At 37.6% G+C, this 25,732-nt stretch carries 23 protein-coding genes; 17 read left to right on the top strand and 6 right to left on the bottom strand.

From position 1 onward, the window contains the following. The first annotated feature begins 593 nt into the window (after positions 1–593). Positions 594–1,070: a chromate efflux transcriptional regulator ChrS gene (gene chrS / locus ACIQ0C_RS17460; RefSeq protein WP_403062223.1), complete on the top strand. Its 477-nt coding sequence runs from the start codon at positions 594–596 to the stop codon at positions 1,068–1,070. A gap of 36 nt (positions 1,071–1,106) precedes the next feature. Here the strand turns inward: chrS and chrA are convergent, their stop codons facing one another. From chrA to ACIQ0C_RS17440, 4 genes are all read right to left on the bottom strand, one after another. Further along, positions 1,107–1,661 carry a chromate efflux transporter ChrA gene (gene chrA / locus ACIQ0C_RS17455; protein WP_403062220.1) on the bottom strand — a complete coding sequence of 185 codons (555 nt, stop codon included), beginning with the start codon at positions 1,659–1,661 and terminating at the stop codon, positions 1,107–1,109. After that, a complete protein-coding gene (chrB, locus tag ACIQ0C_RS17450; protein WP_403062217.1) occupies positions 1,661–2,248 on the bottom strand; it encodes a chromate efflux transporter ChrB in 588 nt (195 codons plus the stop codon). The genes chrA and chrB overlap by 1 nt, the downstream gene beginning before the upstream one ends. Positions 2,249–2,668: 420 nt before the next feature. Beyond that, positions 2,669–3,541, bottom strand: coding sequence for a DMT family transporter (locus ACIQ0C_RS17445; protein ID WP_403062214.1), 873 nt, complete (start codon positions 3,539–3,541; stop codon positions 2,669–2,671). A 568-nt stretch (positions 3,542–4,109) separates the two neighbouring features. After that, on the bottom strand, positions 4,110–4,322 hold the full coding sequence (locus ACIQ0C_RS17440) for a hypothetical protein (RefSeq protein ID WP_402836854.1): 213 nt from the start codon (positions 4,320–4,322) through the stop codon (positions 4,110–4,112). Between the two features lie 473 nt (positions 4,323–4,795). On the opposite strand from ACIQ0C_RS17440, the gene ACIQ0C_RS17435 reads away from it, so the two are divergent. Together ACIQ0C_RS17435 and ACIQ0C_RS17430 are read left to right on the top strand one after the other, a co-directional pair. After that, a complete protein-coding gene (locus ACIQ0C_RS17435) occupies positions 4,796–5,470 on the top strand; it encodes a response regulator transcription factor (protein ID WP_402836852.1) in 675 nt (224 codons plus the stop codon). Then, the gene (locus tag ACIQ0C_RS17430; protein ID WP_402836850.1) at positions 5,467–6,465 is read left to right on the top strand and encodes a sensor histidine kinase; all 999 of its coding nucleotides are present in this window, start codon (positions 5,467–5,469) and stop codon (positions 6,463–6,465) included. Before ACIQ0C_RS17435 ends, ACIQ0C_RS17430 begins: the two co-directional genes overlap by 4 nt. A 22-nt stretch (positions 6,466–6,487) precedes the next feature. On the opposite strand, the gene ACIQ0C_RS17425 is transcribed toward ACIQ0C_RS17430, so the two are convergent. Both ACIQ0C_RS17425 and ACIQ0C_RS17420 read right to left on the bottom strand, forming a co-directional pair. Then, complete coding sequence (locus ACIQ0C_RS17425) at positions 6,488–8,452, bottom strand: ABC transporter permease (protein WP_403062211.1); 1,965 nt, start codon at positions 8,450–8,452, stop codon at positions 6,488–6,490. After that, positions 8,449–9,195, bottom strand: coding sequence for an ABC transporter ATP-binding protein (locus ACIQ0C_RS17420; protein ID WP_403062208.1), 747 nt, complete (start codon positions 9,193–9,195; stop codon positions 8,449–8,451). The genes ACIQ0C_RS17425 and ACIQ0C_RS17420 overlap by 4 nt, the downstream gene beginning before the upstream one ends. 398 nt (positions 9,196–9,593) lie before the next feature. Here ACIQ0C_RS17420 and ACIQ0C_RS17415 point away from each other — a divergent pair, with 398 nt between their 5' ends. The 14 genes from ACIQ0C_RS17415 (at position 9,594) to ACIQ0C_RS17350 (ending at position 25,700) form a co-directional block, all read left to right on the top strand. Then, the gene (locus ACIQ0C_RS17415; protein ID WP_034315009.1) at positions 9,594–9,956 is read left to right on the top strand and encodes a group I truncated hemoglobin; all 363 of its coding nucleotides are present in this window, start codon (positions 9,594–9,596) and stop codon (positions 9,954–9,956) included. Positions 9,957–10,376: 420 nt separating this feature from the next. Beyond that, entirely contained in the window at positions 10,377–11,048 is a 672-nt protein-coding gene (locus ACIQ0C_RS17410) for a GntR family transcriptional regulator (protein ID WP_403062204.1), read from the top strand. A gap of 510 nt (positions 11,049–11,558) precedes the next feature. Continuing rightward, the gene (locus tag ACIQ0C_RS17405; RefSeq protein WP_403062201.1) at positions 11,559–13,025 is read left to right on the top strand and encodes a 4-hydroxyphenylacetate 3-hydroxylase family protein; all 1,467 of its coding nucleotides are present in this window, start codon (positions 11,559–11,561) and stop codon (positions 13,023–13,025) included. 28 nt (positions 13,026–13,053) lie between these two features. Continuing rightward, entirely contained in the window at positions 13,054–13,845 is a 792-nt protein-coding gene (locus ACIQ0C_RS17400; RefSeq protein WP_402836838.1) for a carbon-nitrogen family hydrolase, read from the top strand. Continuing rightward, positions 13,842–14,519: a DUF2848 family protein gene (locus tag ACIQ0C_RS17395; protein WP_402836836.1), complete on the top strand. Its 678-nt coding sequence runs from the start codon at positions 13,842–13,844 to the stop codon at positions 14,517–14,519. The genes ACIQ0C_RS17400 and ACIQ0C_RS17395 overlap by 4 nt, the downstream gene beginning before the upstream one ends. 1 nt (position 14,520) lies before the next feature. Continuing rightward, entirely contained in the window at positions 14,521–15,261 is a 741-nt protein-coding gene (locus ACIQ0C_RS17390) for a cupin domain-containing protein (RefSeq protein WP_403062198.1), read from the top strand. Between the two features lie 560 nt (positions 15,262–15,821). Beyond that, the gene (locus ACIQ0C_RS17385; protein WP_403062195.1) at positions 15,822–16,643 is read left to right on the top strand and encodes a cytidyltransferase; all 822 of its coding nucleotides are present in this window, start codon (positions 15,822–15,824) and stop codon (positions 16,641–16,643) included. Then, on the top strand, positions 16,643–17,104 hold the full coding sequence (locus tag ACIQ0C_RS17380) for a flavin reductase family protein (RefSeq protein ID WP_403062479.1): 462 nt from the start codon (positions 16,643–16,645) through the stop codon (positions 17,102–17,104). The genes ACIQ0C_RS17385 and ACIQ0C_RS17380 overlap by 1 nt, the downstream gene beginning before the upstream one ends. Before the next feature lie 91 nt (positions 17,105–17,195). Then, entirely contained in the window at positions 17,196–17,969 is a 774-nt protein-coding gene (locus ACIQ0C_RS17375) for an IclR family transcriptional regulator (RefSeq protein WP_403062192.1), read from the top strand. 364 nt (positions 17,970–18,333) lie between these two features. Further along, a complete protein-coding gene (locus ACIQ0C_RS17370; RefSeq protein WP_403062189.1) occupies positions 18,334–19,647 on the top strand; it encodes an MFS transporter in 1,314 nt (437 codons plus the stop codon). A 147-nt stretch (positions 19,648–19,794) separates the two neighbouring features. Continuing rightward, on the top strand, positions 19,795–21,078 hold the full coding sequence (locus ACIQ0C_RS17365) for an MFS transporter (protein ID WP_403062186.1): 1,284 nt from the start codon (positions 19,795–19,797) through the stop codon (positions 21,076–21,078). 433 nt (positions 21,079–21,511) lie between these two features. Further along, positions 21,512–22,324 carry a carbon-nitrogen hydrolase family protein gene (locus tag ACIQ0C_RS17360; protein WP_403062183.1) on the top strand — a complete coding sequence of 271 codons (813 nt, stop codon included), beginning with the start codon at positions 21,512–21,514 and terminating at the stop codon, positions 22,322–22,324. Positions 22,325–22,691: 367 nt separating this feature from the next. Further along, positions 22,692–24,047, top strand: coding sequence for an APC family permease (locus ACIQ0C_RS17355; RefSeq protein WP_403062180.1), 1,356 nt, complete (start codon positions 22,692–22,694; stop codon positions 24,045–24,047). A 27-nt stretch (positions 24,048–24,074) separates the two neighbouring features. Beyond that, complete coding sequence (locus ACIQ0C_RS17350; RefSeq protein WP_403062177.1) at positions 24,075–25,700, top strand: amidohydrolase; 1,626 nt, start codon at positions 24,075–24,077, stop codon at positions 25,698–25,700. Positions 25,701–25,732: the final 32 nt, after the last annotated feature.

The following is a 25,732-nucleotide window of genomic DNA, read 5'->3' as shown; positions in this document are numbered from 1 at the left end:
TTTTTTTGATTTAGTTTATACAAAATGTTTTGTCTTAAGGAAACATTTTGTCGTGAATGAATACTATGTAAAAAAGGAGCTGATCCATATGAATTGTACAAACCGTACGCAGAAAAAAATAATGGCTTATTCCGCATTATTCAAAAAAATGGGCATTCTCAATGATGAAGAATACAAAAATATCGCAAAGACCTTTCAATCAAAGGATTGAGGAAGTGTCCATTGGATATTCATAAACTTTTAACCTGCATTAAAATGGCTGTAAAACCCCCGCCTTTCAATTTTCGAAGTAGGAGGGGGACTGCAGTCTATTAGGAAATCAAGGAAGTGTCGCGATGTTGTCAATTTGTCCGGCTCTGATTCCTATTGATTTCCATATTTTGGAGTATAGCCGTACAGCTGGATGAAGTGATGCACCTTTAGTTTGAAATACTACATATACGATGGACATTTCTTGGCAAATAGGAGGGAGTTCATTGAAAAGGAATACAAAAAAATTTCTTGCGTTATGAGAAGTGAAAAGGAAGATTGTTGTGATCCGATGGTGTTCTCTGCGATAATGGAATAAAGAAATTGAAAAGGAGTTACGTAGGATGGCAGAGGACTTTAAGATTCCCAGCTTGAAAGTTGATGAGATCGATAAGAAAATCATATCGGTTTTACATGAAGATGCACGAATTTCGTATACCGACTTAGCGAAGAAAGTGGAGCTGTCCAGAGTTGCGGTTCAGATGAGAATTAATCATCTTGTTGAAAACGGTGTGATCGAGAGGTTCACTGCAGTCATAAATCCAGCTAAGGTCGGCATCCATGTTTCGGCATTCTTTAACGTTGAGGTTGAGCCAAAATATCTGGAATCGGTCGCGCAGCAATTAGAAAGTGAACCGGCTGTTACGAGTTTATATCATATGACCGGTCCGAGTAAACTGCATATGCACGGAATCTTTACTGATAATCAAGAGATGGAATGCTTTCTTAATGAGAAACTGTATGCGGTCGTCGGTGTTGTCAGCGTTGATTGCCAAATTCTCATTAAACGTTATAAAAGCCGGATGGGCATGAAGCTTTAATGAAAAACCCCCCTATATAGGAGGGAGGATTTTTTATTATGATGTGAGCGGGATGATAAAGCCGCCGTATGCAAAGGCAAAAATGATTACGAATGCCGGGTGGATCTTGAATTTACCTAAAGCCAAGAAGGCCAATCCAGCGATGACGATTGAATGGATGTAGCCAATGGACCCGACCGCATCCGCGGCCATATTCCAGGTGAGCAATAACATCATGATCGCGATCACGGGCTGTACAAGCAGTGACATGCCTTTTACGATAGGCGATTGCTTGTATTTTCGCAGGATTTTTAATAAATATATCAAAGCCACGGCTGAAGGGATGATCGTGCCTGCCAATGCAGCCAGGAATCCTGGCCAGCCATATACATCATATCCGACATATGCGGCTATTTTCGTGGCGATGGGTCCTGGGAGTGAATTTCCTAACGCAAGCATTTGTGAGAACTCGGTATTATCAAGCCAGTCATAACGGGTGACGATTTGATCATACATAAGCGGAATCGAGGCTGGGCCTCCGCCGTAACCAAGAATATTGGCAATGAAAAACGCTAGAAAAACAGCAACTCCTATTGGGATAAAAATACCCATTAAGCGGATTCCTCCTTCCTATCAGTCTTTTTATTTTTCAATCTATCCTTTAATTTATAATGAAACGCCCCATATAAAAGAAATATCATAATGACAATACCCGGATGCAGGGAAATGACCTGCAGAAGCAAAAAGGAAATCGCAAAAAAGGTGATTCCGAGCACCCTTCCCAACCCTTTTACCGCCTTTTCGCCAAACTCATAAGCCATTTGACCAAGCATGACAGCGACAACCGGCATTACAGCAGCGATCATATTACTGATCATCGCCGAATTACTTAAAACATTAATGAACGCAATCAAGAAAACCATCGCAATGCATGAAGGTAACACGTGAGCGGCCACACTTACGATGGCTCCTGGCCAGCCTTTTAATTTATAACCAAGATATGCTGCCATCTTCGTGGCAATCGGTCCTGGGAGTGTATTGGCAATCGCCAAAGTGTCCCCGAATTCATCATCGTCAAGCCAGTGATAACGGGAAACTGCTTCGTGGCGGATGAGCGGAATGACAGATGGCCCGCCGCCGAATCCTAATATCCCCGTTCTCATCATTCCAATCGTCAATTCCGTATATGGATTTTTCAAAAACGATTCCTCCTTTGTTATAAAATTCAGCATTCATTTCCAAGATTATGAATTAATGATAACAAAAAATATTTCGAAATGTACATCAAACAATGATAATAATTACGTAATGAATGTATATTTAGGGATTTTCAATAAAAATAGGTTGAAAAAAACAAAAGAAAATATCTTTTTGTCTTAAGGGATGAAAATTGAATTACATAAGACAAACAAGCAATAATGCTATTACCATTAGTGCGGTGGGTTCTTGGACCCCGCCTTATTGAAGGGGAATAAGAGGAGAAATTATATACAAAAACAACTTTTCTACAATCCCCTTTTTCAAACCCAAAAAAGTACCCTATAGGCAGCCTTTTTCTGAGTGACTGCTCTATAGGGTACTTTTTATTATATAACTCTAATAAACATTTTTAATGTGGGTCATTCTTCCCGAATGACTAATAACACACCGATAAAAATTAAGATTGTACCGATCCAGAACGACAAGCCGATTTGTTCACCTAGTATTAACCAACCTAAAAAAGTACCGACTATAGGCTGTAAAAAGAAAAATAGTCCGCCACTTGAAGCGGTAAGCATTTGCAGTCCGCGATTCCACAGTAAAAAGGCACATGCTGTGGAAATAACGCCTAAGTATAGAAGGCCGCCCCATATGGATGGATGCGTGATTGCTTGAAAATCAAGCTCATCCAATCGACTAATCGTAACAGGTGTTAAAAAGACAATGGCCACAAGCACTGCATAGGTCGTTATAACAATTTGTGAATATTGCCCAGGTACACGTTTAACTAGAACAGACATAAGTGCCCAAGTTAACGCAGCAATAAGCAGTGATACGCCCCCAAGTTGGTGAGATGAGCCAATATGGGCATTTCCGACAATGATACCGACACCGATTGTCGCTAAAATAACAGAAATTGATTTTTTAAAAGTGATCTTTTCTTTTAAAACGATACGTGCGAATATCACCATGAATGCAGGTGTTGTTGAAGTGATGATGGCTCCCATTTGTGCAGTGGATAGCAGCGTACCGACTTCCTGGGTTACGATGGAAATGGTGTTTCCAACAAGTCCTATAATGAAAACCAAAAGCCAGTCTCGTTTTTCAATCCGCCAAGATTGTTTTGTTATAAAACCAATTGTCAGCAATGCTAAAATCGCAATTATATATCGTAATAATACTAATTCAAGCGGCGGAACAACGTCTACCACAACTTTTACCACAACATACATCCCGCCCCAAATGCTGGCAGCGAGTGATAGATATAAAGAACCTATTATAGTGTTTTTCATTTTGTACCCTCCGTTTTAACCAAACATTTCCAGTCCTTAACGGAGATGCAATTTTTCTGCCGTTAAGGAAGAAAAACTGCAGGTACATCATTTTCGAATAGTGGTGACCACAACATCAGCTTTCAGCTCACTTTCAAAAAATATTTATTTTCAATGATTTTAGCTAATTAAAAAGCTATTCCGGGCTGCTACTGATCATTCGTTTCAAACATCAGTAATTTAAAAAACATACTCATTTAAATATACAGGACTTTAGATTAATAAAACAACAAAATATCGTATTAAACCTAGCGTACCATTAAGATCATTCGTATTATACTAAAACTTAAAACACAGGAAAAACCCCTGCCTTAAAAACTGGTGGGGTTTCTATTGGGTTAATGGATTCTAGTTGGAATAAAAAGAGGGATTTATAGGGAAGGGAAACAAATGGTACAGTAATAATGCTGGCCAAATTGTCAGTAGCGGTAATGATGTAAGTAATAAGCTGGAAAGAAAAGGTGGATTAGGATTAATAGGCTCCCTTAAAGAGTTTAATCCTAATCCACCGTTAAGTTGAATTTAAGCATCACAATCCGTTATATTTTCTTTCGATTTTCCTGAACTCATCTGATAGTTCAAATAACGTGTGTAATACGGCTGTTTGAATATATAGATTCATATAATTATCATTGCTCTTCTTTTGAAATGATAAATCATGTTTTTCATTGATTTTCCGAGTTATACATTCATTAATTTCGCTCCACATTTCTTTCGTTCCTTCTTTAAGTTTAGTCTCCATAATCTCCCACTCCTTTTTTATTAGTTTATCCAATCTATTACATTCTTATACTTATTTTTTGGCCAGGCTGGTAACTTTTTTATCATAAAATTAATGTCTTCAGTTTTTTTTGGTATCCTTCTGTTTGAGTGCAAACTCGAAGAATAGGAGAAGTCATTACCCATTAGTGGTTATTAATTGCTGAAAAAATATTGTCGACTAACACTATTCTCTTCGCTCAGTTTGTAGACAAAAGGGCTCTATCTTAAAGTTAAAAGAAAGTTGTTCGGAACGGAAGGCGGCGAGTGCCTGGAGGCAACCTTCAAATTGTACAATCTCTAAAAAGGGGGGGCAGGGTGTCACTATCGCATTCCTTCACTAAAGTTTCTTTAATTGGGTCATATTCTGGAGTGATGTATTGTACAAATGACAGGAGTTTGGAATAATTAGCATAATGATATTAAAGAACATGTAAACCTGAATAGGAGATAGTTATGTTTAAAATTATGATAGTTGAAGATGATGAAAAAATTAGAAAAATTGTGGCTGATACGCTAACAAAATGGAAATATGACGTTGTGGGGATTATGGAATTTGACCACATTTTAGATGATTTTGAGAAATCCCAGCCTGATTTGGTACTGTTGGATATAAACTTGCCAACCTTTGATGGCTTTTATTGGTGTCAGCAGATCCGTGCAATCTCAAGTGTGCCCATACTGTTCCTTTCCTCTAGAAATCAAAACATGGACATCATCATGGCCATTAATATGGGAGGGGATGATTTTATCCAGAAGCCATTTGATTTAGATGTTCTTGTAGCAAAAATCAGTGCATTGCTACGCAGGAATTATACATATCAAAATGGACATAACCTAAAATTAACGCATCGGGACTTGTCTTTGCATGTAACAAACTCAACTATCCAATTTGAGGAACAGTCCATTGAACTTTCACGTAATGAGTTCATCATTTTGCAGTTGATGATGCGCAGAATAGGGAAAATTGTATCCAGAGAGGACTTGATGCAAGCTCTTTGGAATGATGAACAGTTTGTCGACGATAATACACTGACTGTTAATGTAAATCGATTAAGGCGTAAGATCTCGGGAATTGGATTAGAAGACTTTATTGTGACACGTAAAGGAATGGGGTATCTGATCGAATGAGGTTCATAAAATTTTTAAAATACGAGAAGCCTTATATAGTTTTATTCGTTTTTATCTTTTGCATGGTTTCTGCCGTGTTTTACACGGACCCCAATATGACATGGAGCTGGAACACTTTTCTATATGCAGGGGTATTAACCCTTTTCGTATTGATTATTTTCTTTTTGTATCGGTATCAGCAAAGTTTACGCGCAATCCGGGCAAGGGGTGACGAAGATCACGATAACCTTTCTTTGGAGGCAGCCTCTTTACAGTATTTGTTTGAAGAGAAGGAAAGGGAACATATTAGGTCTCTCAATGAGATTCATGAGAAGCAAAACGAGTATTATGATTTTATTGTATCGTGGTTTCATGAAATTAAAACACCCATCTCAGTGCTGCGATTGATGCAGCAGACAGAAATCGACGTCAAGAGTTTTCATGATGAGGTATCAAGGATAGAGCATTATGTAGATCAGGCACTTTATTATGCAAAGTTGGATAACTTCAATCAAGATTATGACATCAAGAATTGTGATTTGGAACAATTGGTGAAAGAGGTTATAAAAACGCATTCCAAAACATTTATTTCCAAGAAAATCCGCCTTCGGTTACAGATTGAACCAACCACCATCCAAAGTGACCCCAAGTGGCTGCAATTTATCCTGAATCAATTAATTTCAAATTGCTTGAAATATACGCAAGAAGAAGGGGAAATTAAGATTGAGACAGGTTCTGATTTAAAAGAAAAGCAGCTGATTATTAGAGATAATGGAATTGGTATAGAAAAGACTGATTTACCACGGATATTCAATAGGGGTTTTACAGGATCCAACGGGCGTACCTACACAAAATCCACAGGGATGGGGTTATATTTAGCGCAGCAGTTATCGAATAAGCTTGGTCACTATATCACTTGTACCTCTGAAACGGGTTTGTATACCGAGTTTGTCATGCACTTTCCCAAAAATGTCGATCCCTATTTCAATATGCAAAAAAACGCAATGAGACCTTGATGAAGGCCATTGCGTTTTTTAATTAATACTTCTGATTTACGATTTTGTAGTATAGATTCGCAGAAGACAGATAAAACAATACATAGATCACAAAGTAAATAGCAAAGATGAACCAGAGCATAGAGGTGAGCTGCGGAAAATCTTGTACAGAATCCAGGATATAGTATTTTAAAATGAGCCAGCTGTGTAAAATGCCTAAAACTAGCGGAGGGAAGAAAACAAAGAGTAGTTGTTTACGAATCACGCTTTTCAATTCACGGTCTGCGGTACCTATCTTTCGCAGAATGGAATATTGTCTTTGTTCTTCCGTCGCTTCCCGCAATTGTTTAAAGTAAATGACGCTGGCCAATGCAAACAGGGCAATGACAGCCAGGAAAGCAGCTGCAAATAACATTAAAGATGAACCTTCTATTTGCTTTGAATACACATCAGCAAATGAAGAATAGTAAGTGTCGGGCTTCTTCGTAACAATGGCATGTATATCAGTTGATAAGGATTCAGCCTGCTTCTCATTTTCGATTTCATAAATTTCAAAAGGGACCCTTTTGGCTTTGCTTTTTAAGTTTTGATAAGTCTCATCTGAAATAATCAGGACTGCGGGCTTCAATATCATAGATCGAACAGGGTCGCTGGCCCAGCCTAATAATGCGTAATCTTTCTTCTCTATTAGTTTTAGAGTGATATCTTCATTTACATTCACTTTAAAACGTGGCAGCTGATCGGAGGGGAAGGATTTTGGGGAATCTGTTCCTTGTGACAGAGTTACAGCTTCCATATCTTCTAAATGGATTTCCTCCTGATTTCCACGCAATGAGATGATTTCGTTATATGCTTTTTCTGGAAAAAGAAAAACGTCCTTTGAAAAATACTCAGGGTTTTCAAAAGCAAGGTCCATGTTTGTATTTGGCTTTCCTACCAAGGCTTCCAAAGTTTTGTGATACTCGATTGAGTGGTCGGAATTTTTTATCTTAGCATCAATTTTCTCGTTAGTTTCCTTATCCAATGACTGGAATGCAATATCATTCGGTAAATTCCTGCCGACAGCTTCAAACTGGACAGCGTAATTGATCGAAACGAATCCAATCAAGAAAATGATGGTCGCACTGAACAAAGAGATGAAGGTAAGGTTTAACGTATTAGACCGTATTTGGAAGCGTAATGAAGAGATCCACAATACCCGATTGCCTTCATGGAAATTATGCTTCTGGCGGATCTTTTGCAGCAGCCAGCCGGAGAACTGACGGAAGAACAAATACGTTCCACCAATCATGCCGACTGTAACAGCAATCATGGCAAAAGTTAAGTGTTCTTGCCATATGCTTGATTCTTTGCCCCGGCTTATCAGAAAGAATTCCGTTGCTAATAATACTAACGATAAAGCTGCCATAATGAACGAAGAAGGTATCGGTTTTTCCATTTTTTCTTTGGCATGAAACAACTCAACGAGTTGTACGCGACTGATCATGAAGAAACTTTGGATACTTGCAATGATCGCTAACAAAAGAAACAGGATGATTGTCGATCCGATCGCTTGATAAGGGAAATTCAGCGTAATGACATTGTCGTATTGCATTAAGTTCATTAATGCCATACCGAAAAACTTGGACAGCAGACCGCCAAGGAGTATTCCAATTACAAGCGAGAATGATCCAATAAGCAAATTTTCAACGAAAACCATTCGTGTAATCTGGCTTTCTTTCATACCTAGAAGCAAATAGAGTCCAAATTCCTTTTTTCTTTGCTTCATAAAGAAAGAGTTTGCATAAAGAATAAAGAAAATGATAAAGAGGAAGATGACCACCGAGGCAATCGACACCCCCGTTTGAAAACTCTCTTTATTATTGAGTACATCCAATATATCCTGGTTATACATCAGTGATGAGAAGGTGAAATGGACCATCACACCTGTAATCATGGCAAACAGATAAATCGTATAAACACGGAAATTGCGCTGAACGTTCCGGAACGTCATATTCAGTAAGTTCACCTTTGATTCCCTCCCATTGCACTCTGGATTTGAAGGATCCGATCAAAGAAGTCACTTTGACTTTGGTCACCTTTATAAAGCTCGTTAACGATTCCCCCATCACGCAAGAAGATAACTCGTTTACAGAAGCTTGCTGCATAGGAATCGTGTGTAATCATAAGAATCGTCGTTTGAAACGTTTCATTTAAGCTTGCTAACTGTTCCAACAATTGTGTTGCTGATCTCGAATCAAGGGCGCCTGTAGGTTCATCCGCAAAGACAATCGCAGGGTTTGTAATAATGGCGCGCGCAGATGAGGCCCGTTGTTTCTGACCACCTGAAACTTCTGTAGGGTATTTATCCTGAATTTCTTCAATATTCAATGCCTGAATGACTGGTCTCAGCCGTCTTTCCATCTCATCCGAAGAAAATTTCCTTAGTGAAAGTGGCAGAAGAATGTTCTCTTTAATCGTTAAAGTATCAAGCAAGTTGTAATCTTGAAAGATGAACCCCATTCGTTCTTGGCGAAATGTGCGCAACGCTTTTTTGTTTAAATCCAACAGGGCCTGTTCTTCAAGCCAGACTTCCCCGCCAGAAAATTTATCAATTGTCGATAACACATTCATCAGTGTTGTTTTTCCTGAACCGGAAGGCCCCATAATAGCTGTAAATTCACCCGAATTTATGGTCAGGTCAATATTTTTTAAAACCTGTGCCGTTCCATAGGATTTAGATAAGTTTTTAGTTTGTAATACTTTTTTCAACGTAAATCTCCTCCTCATGTTACATACTATAAAATTCATCCCTTTCCCCACCATAGATGTAACAGGAAGTAAGATTACAATTTTGTCACATTACAATTTAAAAATGAAAATAACACCGTGAACAGTGAATGTAATAAATGAAATTACCTATATCAATTATGCATTTTCAGCATCTTAGTGGCAACAAGTTGAAATAATGGGGGGATAAAAGGATAACAATTGAACTAACCGTCCTTTAATTCACTTTCGGAGTTGCTTTGGCAGCACACTTATGGAGTTTAAGGGGACAGGATAGTTGCAAAGGTGCTAGAGCAGTGGGGATATTATTGAAAGATAAGGAATAAAATCAAATTTTCTACAGAGAATACTTCTATTAATTACAAAATAGGAGTGTGGATATGGAACAAACACTTTATGAAAAAGTCGGCGGAGAAGAAGCAATAGCAAAAGTTGTGGACTACTTTTACTCCGAATTGGTTCTTAAAGATGAGACAGTTAATCATTTTTTTGAAAAAACGGATATGGAAAAGCAACGAAGTCATCAGACAAAATTCATTAGTTTTGCATTAGGCGGTCCAAAACAATATTCTGGACAATCCATGGCAAAAGCTCACCAAGGATTGAATCTGCAACCTGCCCATTTTAATGCCATTGTAAAACATCTTAATGATGCACTTGCTCACTTTGGAGTGAATGAAGCTGACATAGATACAGCTTTAACTAAAGTTGCTTCATTAAAAGATGATATTTTGTATAAATAAATATATTGAGTTAACAGATGCATTACCAACGGCTTTTATGGAAAGTGGCATCCAAGAATCGAGTGTGCGTGAATGATGTTGTTGTCGTCCTCTCCGTATTTTGCATAAAGGGCATATGCCTGGAGTATAAGAGTTCATCTGGTAATCATCCCCCATTATCTGGGGGCTTTTTTATTTGAATTTTTTATCCTTTTGTTACATGTTTTTGACTTCCATAAGGATGATTTATAAACGACTTTACGTTTTAGAAAATTACAAAGGTTTTGGTTGGTTTATAAAATTCAGAAAAATATAAAAAATATTATTGACTTATGTTTTGGATGTTGTGTATTATGTATACATAACACACATGAAATTTTATCCAATCATATAGATTCAAATTATTCAATTGAAAAGACTCATCAAAAAGGACGGATTAACATGGCAGGAATCCATTTAAAACCAATCGAAAAGGAAAGAACGACGCAAGATAAAGTTTATAAGCAAATTAAACAAGCAATTTTATTTGGTGGTATTACCGGTGATGAAATATTTACAGAAGTTCAATTAGCGGAAAGGTTAAATACTTCAAGAACGCCGGTAAGGGCAGCTATTCAAGATTTGGTGAAAGAAGGATTACTTGTTTCCATTCCAAGGAAGGGATTAACGGTAAGAAAGATTACACCAGAGGAACAGGATGAAATCTTTTTATTAAGAAGTGCTATTGAAGTTGAATCGGTGAAAAAGCTAACAGAAGAAATTACATCACCTGAACAACTGAGGTTACTTAAATTAATTCTGAAGCAACAAGAAGAAGCGTTGCAAAATGATGATGCAATTAGTTTTATAAGGCTAGACCATGAGTTTCATCTCTCGCTGACAAGACTGGCAAACTTCACCATAATAGAGCAAGTTTTGAACAATCTGCATAACCTTACTCAGCTAATGGGTTTAAAAGCAGTCAGTAAACATGGGAGAATGAAGAAAGTTTTGCTGGAGCATAGTCAGATTATCCAGGCTTTAGAAGAAAAAAATCCCGAACTAGCTTCACAGGCGATTTTAAACCATTTAGAAAAAACAAAAGAAACATTAATTATCGTAGATAATTCCTGATTTTCTATCAAATGCTTGAAGGGGGGGATTGCCCCTATTAAAAGGTGGTTTACTACATCTCTGGGACAAAAAATAAAGGGTTAAAATCAACTTCACCCTAAGAAATAGAAGATATACTGCAAGGTCAAACCAAGTCTTTTGTAACGTTTATAGCAAAAGCCTTGGGGAAATTCTTTCGAATGCCTTTACCTGAGTTTTTGCTATAAATTGTAATTCCTATTGTTGAAACTTATGAGAGATCAGTGTATTGTTCATTGGAAATGAAAGCGTTTACCCATCAGCCCGTTGTTAATGTTCATAGGTGAAAGCGTAGGTTTAAGGAATAAACATGAAATTCGATATGTAATGTCATTATCTACTTTAATTACAGATAGGAAACGGCGAAACCTCTAATGTATACACAATACATAATACATAACACAAAGTACAATTAAGGTTCGCCGTTAAGCTTTTAAATTGTTTCTTGTTTTTAAAACATGTACTTATTCAAACATATAGGAGGAATCAGGTATGGTCAGGACAGGTAAAGAATATTTACAAACATTGAAAGATGATAGGGCAATCTACATAAATGGGGAACGAGTACAGGATGTGACGACCCACCCAGCTTTTACAGGAATTACACATACCATTGCAGGCTTATACGATTTAGCATCGGATGAATCTCAGAATATGACATACAAAACTGAGGACGGTACAATAGCAAATAAAATTTATATGATTCCAAGGAGTCGGGAAGAACTTAAAGAGAGAAGATTGGCGATATCTAAATGGTCTGAAGCAACTTGTGGATTTGTCGGTAGAAGCCCTGATCATGTCGCCAGCTTTTTGGCTGCTTTTGCCAGTTCACCTGATGTGTTCGATCGTGGAGGAGAAGGTTATAGAAATAATGTTTTGAATTTTTATAAACATGTGCGAGATGGTGATCTATATGTTACATACGTTATTATTCCGCCACAAATTGATCGAAGTAAAGCAGCTCATGAGCAGGAAGATAAATTTCTCCCGGTTGGAGTGTACGAAGAAAGGGAGGATGGAATTATTGTTCGAGGTTCCCAGATGCTCGGTACTGCATCAGCCGTCTCAGATTACTTATTCGTAAGTTGCCTTACGCCGCTCAGACCAGGTGATGAAGATTATGCTTTGTCTTTTGTACTGCCGATTCATGCAAAAGGATTAAAATTTTATGCAAGGCCTGGTTATGCTGAAAGATCACCAAGCACATTTGATTACCCATTGTCCTCTCGTTTTGATGAAAGTGATTCATTAGTTGTTTTTGACGATGTATTTATTCCTTGGCAAGATATCTTTGTTTACAAGAACATTGACATCGTGAGAGCCCAGTTCCATGAAACACCAGCTCACGTATTAGGCAATAATCAAGCACAAATAAGATTTAGCAATAAATTGAAATTTTTGATTGGTGCTGCCCGAAAAGTTTCTGCTATGAATGGAATCGATAAAATCCCTTCAGTCCAAGAGAAGTTAGGGGAACTCGCTTCGATTGCGGCTTCTGTAGAAGGTAATCTTTTAGCTTCGGAATATAATTGTATCATCGACAAAAATGGTGTGGCCCGACCGAATCCACGTTTTCTTTATGGTGTAGTGGGGCAACAGGAAACTATTTATTCTTCCACTATTAAAATTTTAAGGGAGTTATGCGGTGGAGGTGTTTTACAATTACCATCCTCGTATAAAGAGCTCATCAATCCTGAAACGAAAGATGATATGTATCAATATATACGTTCTACGGGAGTTGGGGCTGAGGAGAAAATTAAACTATTTAAGTTAGTATGGGATATCATTGGTTCAGAATTCGGTGGTAGACATCAACAGTATGAATTGTTCTATAATGGTGCACCTTTCGTCACGAAAGGCTTTTCATTTAGAAATTACGGATATGATGAGCCGGTTCAAATGGTGGATAAATTTTTAGAAAGCTATTCTCTTCCCACTCAGGTGAAAGAACTCATATAAGAAATATAAAGAAAAGGATGTTGCAGAAATGAAAATTGCTTCAATACAATTGGAGATTAAAGATAGTGAATCTAAATCTGCTCGAATAGATCGTGTGGAGTCAATGATTGATGGATTAAAAGGACAAGATTTAATAGTTTTGCCAGAAACGTGGGCAACGGGGTACTTTTCTTTTGATCGTTATATTGACGAATCGGAAGAATTGAATGGGGATTTTGTACAACGTTTCTCCTCAAAGGCCAAAGAAGTTCATTCATATATTTTTGCAGGTAGTTTTATAGAAAAAAATAATGGAAAATACTATAACACAAGTGTTCTATTTGCTCCTGATGGGACACTTATAGGAACCTACCGAAAAATGCATTTATTTCGTTATGGTTCAAAAGAAGGTCAAATATTGACGAGAGGAAATGAAACAACTGTAGTAGATACAGAATTCGGGAAAGTTGGCTTATCAACTTGTTATGATTTGCGATTCCCTGAATTGTACCGTGCAGAAGTGGATTTAGGAGCAGAGTTACTTCTTGTTACATCTGCTTGGCCGCATAGAAGGCTTGAGCATTGGAAATTATTCAATTCAGTTCGAGCATTGGAAAACCAGTGTTTCTTGATTTCGAGTAATTGTGTTGGAAATACTAATGACGTCCTTTTAGCTGGCCATAGTCAAGTGGTTGATCCATGGGGGATTGTTGTGGCTGCTGGAGGAGATGAAGAAACGATTATTAAAACTGAGATTGATCCATCTCAGGTTACTAAAATTCGCGATGTATTCCCTAATTTGAAGCATCGAGTCTTAGATAGACAGGAGGAATTCAGTTGATAAACATTAATGTTCGTGGAAGAAATATTGTCGCAGACCCAAAACGATTGCTTATTGCCGGCTATACGGGAAAAGACCAGGAATCTGTAAAAAAACATATTGATGAATTGAAGGAGATCGGTGTTCCAGCGCCTCCACAAGTCCCGATGATTTATGATCTTTCAACAAATCTTATTACGACAAATAAGTCAATTTCAGTTATTCAAGAAAGCAGCAGTGGGGAAGCGGAAGTTGTCATCATGAAAATTGAAGGGAAATGGTATTTAGGACTAGGCAGTGACCACACGGACCGCGGGCTTGAAAAAGTGTCTATTCAGAAATCCAAACAAGTATGCAGCAAGCCTATTTCAACACAATTTTGGTCCTTGGATGACGTAAAAGATCGATGGGATGACATTGAAATGAGAAGCTGGATGATTGTTGACGGGGTGAAAAAAGAGTACCAAACAGGCAAACTAGGAGAATTCCTGCATCCAGAAGAATTGCTCAAAATTATCGAGGAACGCGGCTATGATAGTGAGGATATGATTGTGTTTTGCGGAACATTACCGATTAAAAATGGTGAATTTATTTATGGGGAAGCATTTTCAGCAGAATTATATGATCGTTTAACAGATAACAAAATTCAATTGAATTATCAGGTTCATATTTTAACGGATGCGGAGGTAGTTTGACATGGAAAAACCAAAAATTAAAATTGATAGAAAACCAAAAATTAAAATTGATAGAAAACCAGAAATTGAATTTATTGAGTATAAAACCTTTGAGGCTGTTCCTTCAAAAACTGTTGAAGGTGCATCCCAACGAATTATTGCGCAGATTCCGGATACTAATGTAGCAACTCGCATTCTTGAACTGGAGGCAGGTACTGATACATCCCCAGATGGCGTGCAAGTGCATGATTTTTGGGAAGAATTATATATTATTGAAGGATCCTTAATTGATTTACGTCTAAATGAGGAATTTACAGCAGGAATGGTTGCTTGCCGTCCTCCTGGGATGGAGCATGGACCATGGAAATCACCTAATGGTTGCAGGATTTTTGAAGTTCGCTATTATGCAGATCAGAAAAAAGAAGAACATGAATTTGTCGATCATACCACTTTTGAAGCGCAGCCTTTTAGTAAGGTTAAGAGCCTTTCTGAAAGAATCATTGCTTCTGACCCTACTACAGGAGTTGCTACAAGAATTCTTCATAACGGTCCCGGGACAGATACCTCTCCTAATGGCGTGCAAGTCCATGATTTTTGGGAAGAATTATATATTATCGAAGGATCTTTAATCGATTTACGTCTAAATGAGGAATTTACAGCAGGAATGGTAGCTTGCCGTCCTCCTGGGATGGAGCATGGACCGTGGAAATCACCAGATGGCTGTAAGATTTTCGAGGTCCGTTACTACTCCAAGGAACAATAAACAGGCATGTTTGAAAAAATAAGATCCTGCTTTCCTATAGGAATATGGCAATCCATCAAATGGCTTCTCGTGACATCAAACAACGAGGAGCCTTTTATCTCTGATATATTCTTCCACAGGGACTAAGTGCTGAATGCTCAAATTGATGGGATTGGATGATTTCAGGAAGTGAGTATCTGAATTTTCTGTGTAATTAATTGTGTATACAGAGTTCATTACACGGAAAAGGTTAAGGGATGTAATTGTCTAGATGAGTTGAAGGATAAGAATTTGTTTTCCTTGCCCGAAATAAGTGCTTACCAGTTGTACCTGGAATCTTTAAGAAATGGAGTGCAGTGCATATTCATAGTTCAAGTTGACTTAAAATGTACCTCATTAATGGTTGATTATCGACTGGGCACGAAACATGCTCCTTAGTACCAAATGGATACAGGTTTTTGGCATTACACTAAACATTTTAAAAGTCATTATCTTGATGACGGAGAAGGTGAAGCAAGTTGGAAGTTTACCATTTAACACATCCACTAAAGGGATCCCTATATCCAAGGGAGCCTCACGTAATGGCATTAGGTTTTTTTGACGGTGTTCATTTAGGTCATCAATCTCTGTTAATGCAAACCAAGAAAATAGCTGAAAAGAACAATCTTAAATTCTCGGCGATGACCTTCGATCCACATCCAAATGAAGTAATCAAATTGGAGAAAGACTGGAGATATATAACTCCCCTGGCTTTAAAGATTGAAAGAATGGCTGCCATTGGAGTGGATAAACTTTTTGTCATAAAGTTTAATTTATCATTTGCTTCCCTTTTGCCATCTGATTTTATTAAACAATATGTTTTAGGTCTTCAAGCTAAACACTTAGTTGTGGGATTTGACTTTACCTTTGGTAATAAAGCTCAGGGGACTGCTGATTATTTGCAAAAAATGAGCAAAAACAACCCTTTTGATGTAACCGTCATTTCAAAACAAGTACATAATGGCGAAAAAATAAGTTCAACCATAATCAGGAAAATAGTAAGGGACGGAGATGTCCACCTTGTTCCTTACTATATGGGACATCATTTTGAAATTAAAGGGATCGTTTATAGTTCAAATAGACATAAACACGAGAAAAAGAAAAATATGGAGTTCCATACCGAAAATAAGTATATCCTGCCAGCACCAGGTGTATATCGTGTAGAAATCAAAACCTGGAACAAAACTTGTCATGGGTTATTTATAAGAAATGGGTCCAGCAGGAAAAATGATGAAATAAGCGGTCAAGTTATAGAAATGCTGAAGGGAGGTGTTGTGGAAGAAGTGACGGTTAAATTTTTAAAACAGATACCTTTTGAGTCAAAGTCTCAGTGCAGTACAAATTTTAAGGAGGTTATAAAATGATGGATGATAGAAATTTTAGAAATGCGATGGGGAAATTTGCTACAGGAGTAACAGTGATCACGACACTTTTAGAAGATGAAGCACACGGTATGACGGCGAATGCATTTATGTCAGTTTCCCTTAACCCAAGGTTGGTCTTAATATCCATAGGCGAAAATGCCAGAATGCTAGATAAAATTAATGAATCTGGAAAATTTGCTGTAAATATATTGTCAGATGCCCAAAAAGAGTTATCCATGCATTTTGCGGGGCAGATTAAAGATAATCGCCAGATTGAATTTGGCTGGATAAATGAACTTCCAGTAATAAAAAATGCTTTAGCAAACATCGTATGTAAGGTCCATAGTAAACAAATAGCTGGGGACCATACACTCTTTATTGGAGAAGTAACTGAACTCGTCATTAGCGAAGGGGCACCACTAGCCTTCTATGAAGGGAAATACGGTAAAATACTCAGCTAAACTTATGGCAGGATTATTGTTTAAGTTTGATGGTTAAAATTGTGTGAGCTTTCTAAAAAGCGCTTTTGTTGTGGTTAAGGAGGGGAAACTCATGCAAAGCAAAAATAAGACAGTCGTCAGATCAATGGATATCCTTACTCTTTTCTTAACGCATTCAAAGCTAAGTTTTAATGAAATCGTGCATTTTTCAGGGATACCTAAAACATCTGTTTTTCGAATGGTAATGTCACTTGAAGAGATGGGTCTTCTCGATAAAGATAGAAATGGAAAGTATTCACTTGGGCTGTTATTTCTTCGGTTTGGCCATTTAGTAGCCGAACGCCTCGATATTCGGAAGGTCGCTTTGCCGGTCATGCATAAACTTCATGATGAGGTCGGGGAAGCTGTTAATCTCATCGTACAAGATGGCAATGAGGCAATCTGCATCGAAAAACTGGATACAAAACAGTGTGTAAGGCTTAATGCGGCAATTGGCCGGAGAATGCCGCTATATGCCGGAGCGTGTTCACGTGTTATTCTCGCTTTTCAGGTGAAGTATGAACAGGAACAATACTTAGAACAAACCGAACTGAAGCCGATTGCATCTGGAACGATTACTGTTAAAGAGAGACTTCGTATTCTTCTAGAAGAGTCTCGAAAAACGGGATTTACGGTCAGTCACTCGGAACTTGAAAATTATATATCTGCGGTAGCCGCTCCTATTTTTGATTATAAAGGTTATATCATAGCGGGCATTAGTGTTGCAGGTCTTGAGGTGAACTACGAAAAGGAGTTGTTGCCTCCATTGGTTAAAAAGGTTAAGTGTGCAGCACTCGAGATATCACGGAATTTTGGATATACCGATAAACATCTTTGCTTAGGCTGATATATCAATATGTCCACGCTTGAGAACAAATGGCGATTGTCTTTAAGCTTTTTCACGAGAACGATTTTTATCTTTATTGACTGTATTTCAATAATATATTGTGTATACACAATGCATTATACATAATACATATTGAATTAAAAGCTCATTAACTGCATGTTCAAGATGATTACGGATGGGAAAGCAATACGAGAGGTAAGAGTCAGACTCTCTTTATCGGGGGAGTAGTTCGTTATTAATGATGTTGCACCTTTTACCATCTATTAAAGAAAATGTGGAAGAATTATCGGAAGGCCATCTTGATAATTCTTCAACATCTAAGAAACCACATCCAGAAATATAACTAATTCGGAGGTGTGTTAAATTGAGTGGGAAAAAGAAACTGGACAAGAAATCAAAAAAGATATTGTTTGCGAGTTTACTTGGCAGTACTATTGAATTTTATGATTTCTTTCTTTATGGAACCGTTGCTGCACTTGTATTTAATAAACTGTATTTTCCTAATGATGATCCGTTTGTAAGTTTATTGCTTGCTTATGCATCATTTGGCATTACTTTTTTTATACGACCTCTTGGCGGGCTTGTATTTAGTCATTTGGGAGACAAGTTTGGCAGGAAGAATACGCTCGTGCTTTCACTTTTATTAATGGGAGTTTCTACTGTGTGTATTGGACTCCTTCCAACATATAGCATGATAGGGCTTTGGGCACCAATCCTCCTTGTTTTCTTTCGTCTCGTTCAAGGTATCGGGCTTGGCGGAGAATGGGGAGGAGCAATACTCCTAGCGGTTGAATCTGCACCTAAAGAAAGGCGTGGCTTTTTTGGAAGCTTTCCCGCAATGGGTATCCCTCTTGGGATGTTACTTGGGACATTCTCCATTTCATTAATGAGTTTACTTCCAGAATCCCAATTTCTATCATGGGGATGGAGAGTGCCATTTGTACTAAGTGCGATTTTGGTGGTTATCGGTATTTGGATAAGGAGAGGTATTGAGGAAACATCGGCATTCCAAGAAGAGAAAGAAAAAGGAAACGTCGTAAAAATTCCACTCATTGAGACACTGCGATATCATTGGAAAGCTGTATTGATTTCTTTAGGTGCAAAATGTGTTGAAGTGGGCCCATTCTACTTATTTTCCACATTTTTTATATCATATGCTACGGAAACACAAGGTTTTTCAAGGACTACAGCTTTAAATGTAGTTACTGCAGCAACAATTGTTACAGCAATTTGCATGCCATTTATGGGAATGTTGTCTGATAAAATTGGCCGTAAGCGTGTTTTTCTTATGGGGACAATCGGGATAACTCTTTTTGCCTTTCCATACTTTTATTTGTTTTCCTTACAATCCACTCCTTGGTTATACGTTATTTCAATAGTAGGCTTAGGAATTCTATGGCCTCCAATTGCGGCGACTATTGGGACAATGTTTACTGAAATGTTTAGTACGAATGTTGGCTATACAGGAATAACACTCGGTTATCAAACTGGCTCTGCATTATTTGGCGGAACTGCTCCAATAATTGCGACTATATTAGTCGGCGCTTACAATAATTCTTGGATTCCGCTAGCATTATTTTTAGTATTTCTTTGCATCGCCTCTCTTATTTCAGTATTATTTGTCCGAAATAGTCAAAGTAACAGTATTCCTCTCTCTGAAAGTAGAACAATCGACTAAAAGGATTCAGAAAATCCAATAGGTGGGTGATGGATTGTTTTCTACTGGGAGATCGTTGGTGAAAACTTTGAGTATGAAATTGAAATCTCGAAGTTAAGCAGAAAAAATTAAATATCATGATTCTATTATCAATTAAGGAGGGAGATTTTGAAAAAGAAACCAACAAGGGTTAGATGGGGACTTGCACTTTTTTTCTTTATCATCGGTGTAATCGCTTACATGAATAGGTCAAATATTTCTATAATAGCAAAGCCTATGATGGATGATTTAGGATTGGATAAAGTTCAGTTTGGTATGCTTGCATCATTATTCTCATTAGGTTACGCGTTAGTTCAAATTCCAGCTGGACTATTGGCGGAAAAATTTGGGCCAAGGAAAATGATTGCATTTTCTCTTATTTGGTGGTCAGTATTTACAGGTCTTACAGGTTTAGTGAAATCTCACGGTCTTTTGTATGTAGTGAGATTCTTATTTGGAATAGGTGAAGGACCAATGTTTCCATCTAACGCCGTATTTAATACAAACTGGTTTAGAAAAGATGAAAAAGCTAGAGCTTCTAGTGCCTTATTGGCAGGTTCATATTTTGGACCAGTTATAGCCCCTATCGTTACGGTTTATATCTATCAATACTTTGGCTGGCAAGCTGTATTTTACATTTTTGGAATTTTAGGAATAATGATTGCAGCTGTATGGTACGTTATAGCCAGGGACTATCCTGAAATTCACAAATTAGTTAATGAACAAGAAAAAGAATATATACTTGAAAACAGAGAAATTGTTGAAACTGCTAAAGTAAGGGCTCCTTGGAGTAATTTTCTGAAAAACTCTCAATTTTGGGCGTTAGGAGTGCAGTATTTTGTTGTTTTATATATTATTACTTTCTTTTTAGTTTGGTTACCTACTTATCTATTGGAAGATAGGGGATTCTCATTAAGTAAAATGGGATTTGCTGCAAGTCTACCATGGTTGGCAATTCTGATAACTGTAATGTCTGGTGGTATTCTTTCTGACTACTTAGTGCATAAAGGATTTTCAAAACAAATATCTAGATCCTCTTTAGCAATATCAGGCTTATTAGTATTTATTATTTCAATGTACCTGGCTGTTATGACAGAATCACCATATATGAATGTTTTGTGGTTATCATTATGCTTGGGCTCACTCGGATTCACAGTAGTGTGTTCTTGGGCCGCAGCTACAGACTTAGGGAGAAACTTTTCTGGATCAGTTTCAGGTTGGATGAACTTATGGGGGAATTTAGGAGCATTTGTATCACCGTTATTATGTGGATGGTTAGCAGAAAACTTTGGTTGGAATATCACTTTAGGAGTAACAGTAATCCCTGTGTTTATTGCAACTATATTGTGGGTGTTTGTGAAACCAGATACCTCTTTACTAAATACAACTGAGCAATTGCCAATGAATTTTTAGTATTTCAAGTGGATTAAATGGTTCAATGTCAAATTTTTTTTTAGTTCCTATAAAAATTTGAATACTAGGGTAAAAAAGAAAGGAAGAGATGATTCGAATAAGCCACTAAATACACAGTCTCAATCTTTTAAGGAACTGCTTCACCGATTTCCATTTTGGGTTATGGTCGTAGGCATCAGGGGATTTAAACAATATTTTAGGGAAAGCTTTAGCAAGATTGTTGGGTCGCTATATTAAACGCAGAGCTTCATCGAGTATCTTTTACAGGTATTGCCGTAAACATACATGACAGCAAATGTTAAGAGTGAGGGTGAACATAGGCTTGAAAGAAGCTATAGATTGGAACTATCTTAATTATTTTTTCAATATTGGCACAATAATTGTATTATTCTAGGTGAGTTTTTTAATCATCGAATAAAGGGTGGCTTTTATAATGAAAAAGGTCAATATCGCTTTGGCACAACTCAGTTGTGAAGAAGGGAGAGTTGAGAACAATCTCACCCGTTTGGATAATGTCATTGATGAATATGGGCATTCTCATGACCTCATTGTGTTTCCTGAGACATTTATAACGGGATTTCTTTCACCGAAGGTTTGCCGTACATTAGCCGAGCCATTAAATGGACCAATTGTTAAGCATTTAGAACGTCAAGCGAAGAAATCTAATACCTCAATCGTTGTTGGTTTATACGAAAAGGAGGAAGAAAACCTTTATAACACAACTGTTTTGGTTGGACCGACAGGATTATTGCTTTCTTACCGTAAAACCCATTTATGGGCAGGCGAATCTTCAGCCGTTGAAGCCGGAAATTATTACCGGAGCTGCAGCTGGCAAGGAACAAAAATCGGACTGCTCATTTGCTACGATATAGAATTTCCAGAAACGGCACGTGCAGTTGCCGGTATGGGAACAGAGCTATTGGTGTTGACAGATGGGAATTGGGATGGTCCGGTACACCGCCTTGCCATTAAAGCCAGAGCTCAAGAGAATCAAATGTTTGTCGCTATGGCAAATCGAGTTGGACAGCTAGAGGAAGCTGCGTTTTGTGGAGAGAGCGTTATTGTTGATCCATATGGAAGGGTAATTGCTGAAGCGGGACGTGAAGAAGAAGTATTATCAGCATCCATTGACTTGTCGCTTGTTCATGAAAGCAGACAACATCATAACTATTTGAAAGAGCGCAGGGTGCCATTTAATATACCTTCAACGGAGATTGGAAAGGGAATTCGGGAAATTAAAATCTAATAATTCGAATCGTCCTTCTTAGGGCTATAAGGAAAATGTGCAATATGCATTAATCGCATCTTAAATAATCGCGGGATTTGCGTGTCATACCAGATACAATTTATCGATGACGCCATTCCGGCACGTAGCTTTTTTCGAACCATATCCGTATGAACCAGATACATGGTGAGACATCTTCGTAGCCAACGACTATTATGCAATCATAATTAATTGATGCAATATTGCATAAAACTAGTGATCCATTAAATAGTCCATATATTTTAATTGTTAGGAATATACCGATAATTAAACCGTTAAATAATCAATCTCCGCTTGGTATGGTATTTGCATATAAGTTAATTAATCACGAATAAGGGTGGAGTGATACATGGAGAATGCAAAATTAAGACGTTCGTTAACAGTTTTTCCTTTAGTGCTATTTGGATTGGCTTATATGGCACCTACAACAGTTTTTTCTACTTATGGGGTTGTTGCGGAAATAACGAAAGGGATGGTACCTGCTGCTTATATCATAGCTTTGGTTGGTATGTTGTTTACAGCCTATAGTTATGGTCAAATGGTCAAGGCCTACCCTGTTGCCGGTTCAGCATATACATTTACTCAAAAGGCCCTTAATCCTCACCTTGGATTCTTAGTGGGCTGGGTCATCCTATTGGACTATTTATTCTTGCCAATGATCAATGGATTATTGATAGCCATTTACTTAAACGCATATTTTCCATCCGTTCCTTTTTCCGTCTGGTTAATTGCCTTTGTCATTTTAATCACTGCTGTAAATATAATTGGAGTGAAAATAGCAACAAAAATAAATCTATTATTAGTTGCCTTTCAATTCTTAATAATAGTCATATTTGCATTCCTCTCGATTAAAGGGCTACTAAACGGAATGGGTTCAGGAACACTATTCATGAGTTCTCCATTCGTTAATGGCGATATACCGCTATCTTTAGTATTAGCAGGATCTTCTGTTTTATGTTTATCTTTTTTAGGATTTGATGCAGTTACCACATTCTCGGAAGAGACCATTAATCCGAAAAAAATAATACCAAAGGCCATTTTCCTCGTCGCATTAATAGGAGGAGGTCTGTTTGTCACCATCTCATACATCAGTCACCTTGTTTACCCGAATTTCCAAGCTTTTAAAGATCCAGATTCCGCTTCCTTGGAAATTGCTATGTACATCGGGGGTAATTTATTTCAATCTATTTTTCTAGCAGGATACATTACCGGGGGACTGGCATCTGGTTTATCAGCTCATGCAAGTGTTTCGCGGCTTTTGTATGCGATGGGGAGAGATGGAGTCCTTCCAAAGAAAATATTTGGTCATATTCACCCAAAATTTCAAACTCCAACACACAACATCATCTTGGTGGGTATTTTTGCTTTATCTGCTTTATTTGTTGATTTAGTGACAGCATCATCCTTTATTAACTTTGGGGCGCTTGTTGCATTTACATTTGTCAATCTTTCTGTTATTTCCCATTATTTTATTAGAGAAAAACAGCGAAGCGGAATTGACACATTAAAATACCTAATATTGCCGCTGATTGGTACGAGTTTCACAATTTGGTTATGGACCAGTCTTGATTCAAAGGCACTCTTACTCGGACTGGGATGGTTCGGAATTGGTGTCATCATGCTGCTTTCAAATACGAAAATGTTTAGTAAGCGGCCGCCAGAGCTTTCTATTGATAGTGCGATTGAAAAAGAAATTCAAGCATAAAAGCTATATTCATCAAGGAGGATAAAAATGGTAAGTGCAGACGTCATTCTTTCTGGTCAACATGTTTTTACTGGGTTACAAGATGAGCCAATAAAAGCAGCTATCGCCATTAAAGATAATAAAATTATTAAAATCGGTTCTAAAGAAGATATCATGTCATTCCTTGGGGAACAAACAAAAGTGTATGACATCGAAGAGGGACTGATTATTCCGGGATTTCATGATTTTCATATGCACATTATGATGGGAAGCATTTTACAGAAGGATAGTGCCAAATTATTTGATGCAGATTCAGAAGAAGTTGCAGCCAAAATCGTAGCTGAATTTGCAGCAACGAGACCAAATGATGAGTGGATATTTGGTATTGGTTGGGACCATACCAATTGGAAGAACAAAGTGCTGCCACATAGAACAACACTAGATAAATATATTTGTGATCGTCCTGTTTTATTATTTAATGCAGAAGTGCATTACGCATGGATCAATAGTAAAGCTATGGAAATGATTCAATTAACGAAGGATACCCCAGATCCGGAATATGGAGAAATTGGGAAAGATGAAAATGGGGAACTGACAGGCCTTCTATTTGAACAGGCAATTGGGTATGCATCAGAACATGCATACAAATTACCGAAAGAAAAACGTGTAAACCTATTCCAAGGTTTTCTTAATGAAACAAAAAGGTTGGGAATTACATCCGTTAATGACTTATACGGAGCTAAAATTGCCCCGAATCCATTAGACGATCTTGAAATTTTTAAGGAATTTGAGAGAGAAGGATTACTAACAACCAGAATTCACTTTTCGCCGGAGTTAAAAATGGATTTAGCTGCCGCCAAGGAATTACAAAAAAATTATCAGTCAGACAAGCTCACTTTTTCTGGATTAAAACAATTTATAGATGGTGTTGTGACAAGTCATACTGCTTTTTTATTGGATCATTACAAAGACCGTCCTGAAACAAAAGGCGGAACCACTTATCCGTCTGAAACAATTAAACAATTAGTTAAACAGGCAGATAAGGAAAAATTTCAAATTCGTTTCCATGCGATTGGTAACGGTGCTGTCCGCTTAGCATTGGATGCATTTGAAGAAGCGAGAAACGTAAATGGAGTAAGAGATGCCAGACATGTCATTGAACATGTGGAGGTATTGCATCCAGACGATGTTCATCGCTTTAAGGAATTAGATGTAATCGCCTCATTTCAACCTAAACATATCGAATTAATGGAAAGTGAGGCATACACAGCCAGAATCAGTGAAAAACAACAACCTCTCTATTATCCAATCAAAACACTAGTGGATACTGGTGCAAAAATTGCCTTTGGTACAGATTTTCCTGTAGTGCCCTTAAATCCCATGATGGGCATTTACCAGGCAATCACGAGAAAAGATTTAACCGGGAAGGCGTGGCAAGAGTCGGAAGGAGTACCATTGGCACAAGCGTTGAAATATTACACGGCTACACCGGCATTCGGTTCTTTCAGGGAAAAGGAATTAGGCACATTGGAAGCAGGGAAGATAGCGGATATCGCAGTATTAAATAAAAATTTATTCAGCATATCAACAGAGGAAATTCTTGAAACAGAAGTGAAGATGACGATTATGGATGGAAAGATAGTATATGAAAACCAGATCGTCCAAACTGTATAAGATAATAAATATAAAAGGAAGGTAGTGAAAAA

The sequence above is a fragment of the Peribacillus sp. NPDC096448 genome (assembly GCF_044762675.1).
GTDB lineage: Bacteria > Bacillota > Bacilli > Bacillales > DSM-1321 > Peribacillus > Peribacillus frigoritolerans_B.
The sequence above is the reverse complement of the archived record's forward strand: the minus strand, read 5'-3'. Positions and strand labels throughout refer to the sequence as shown.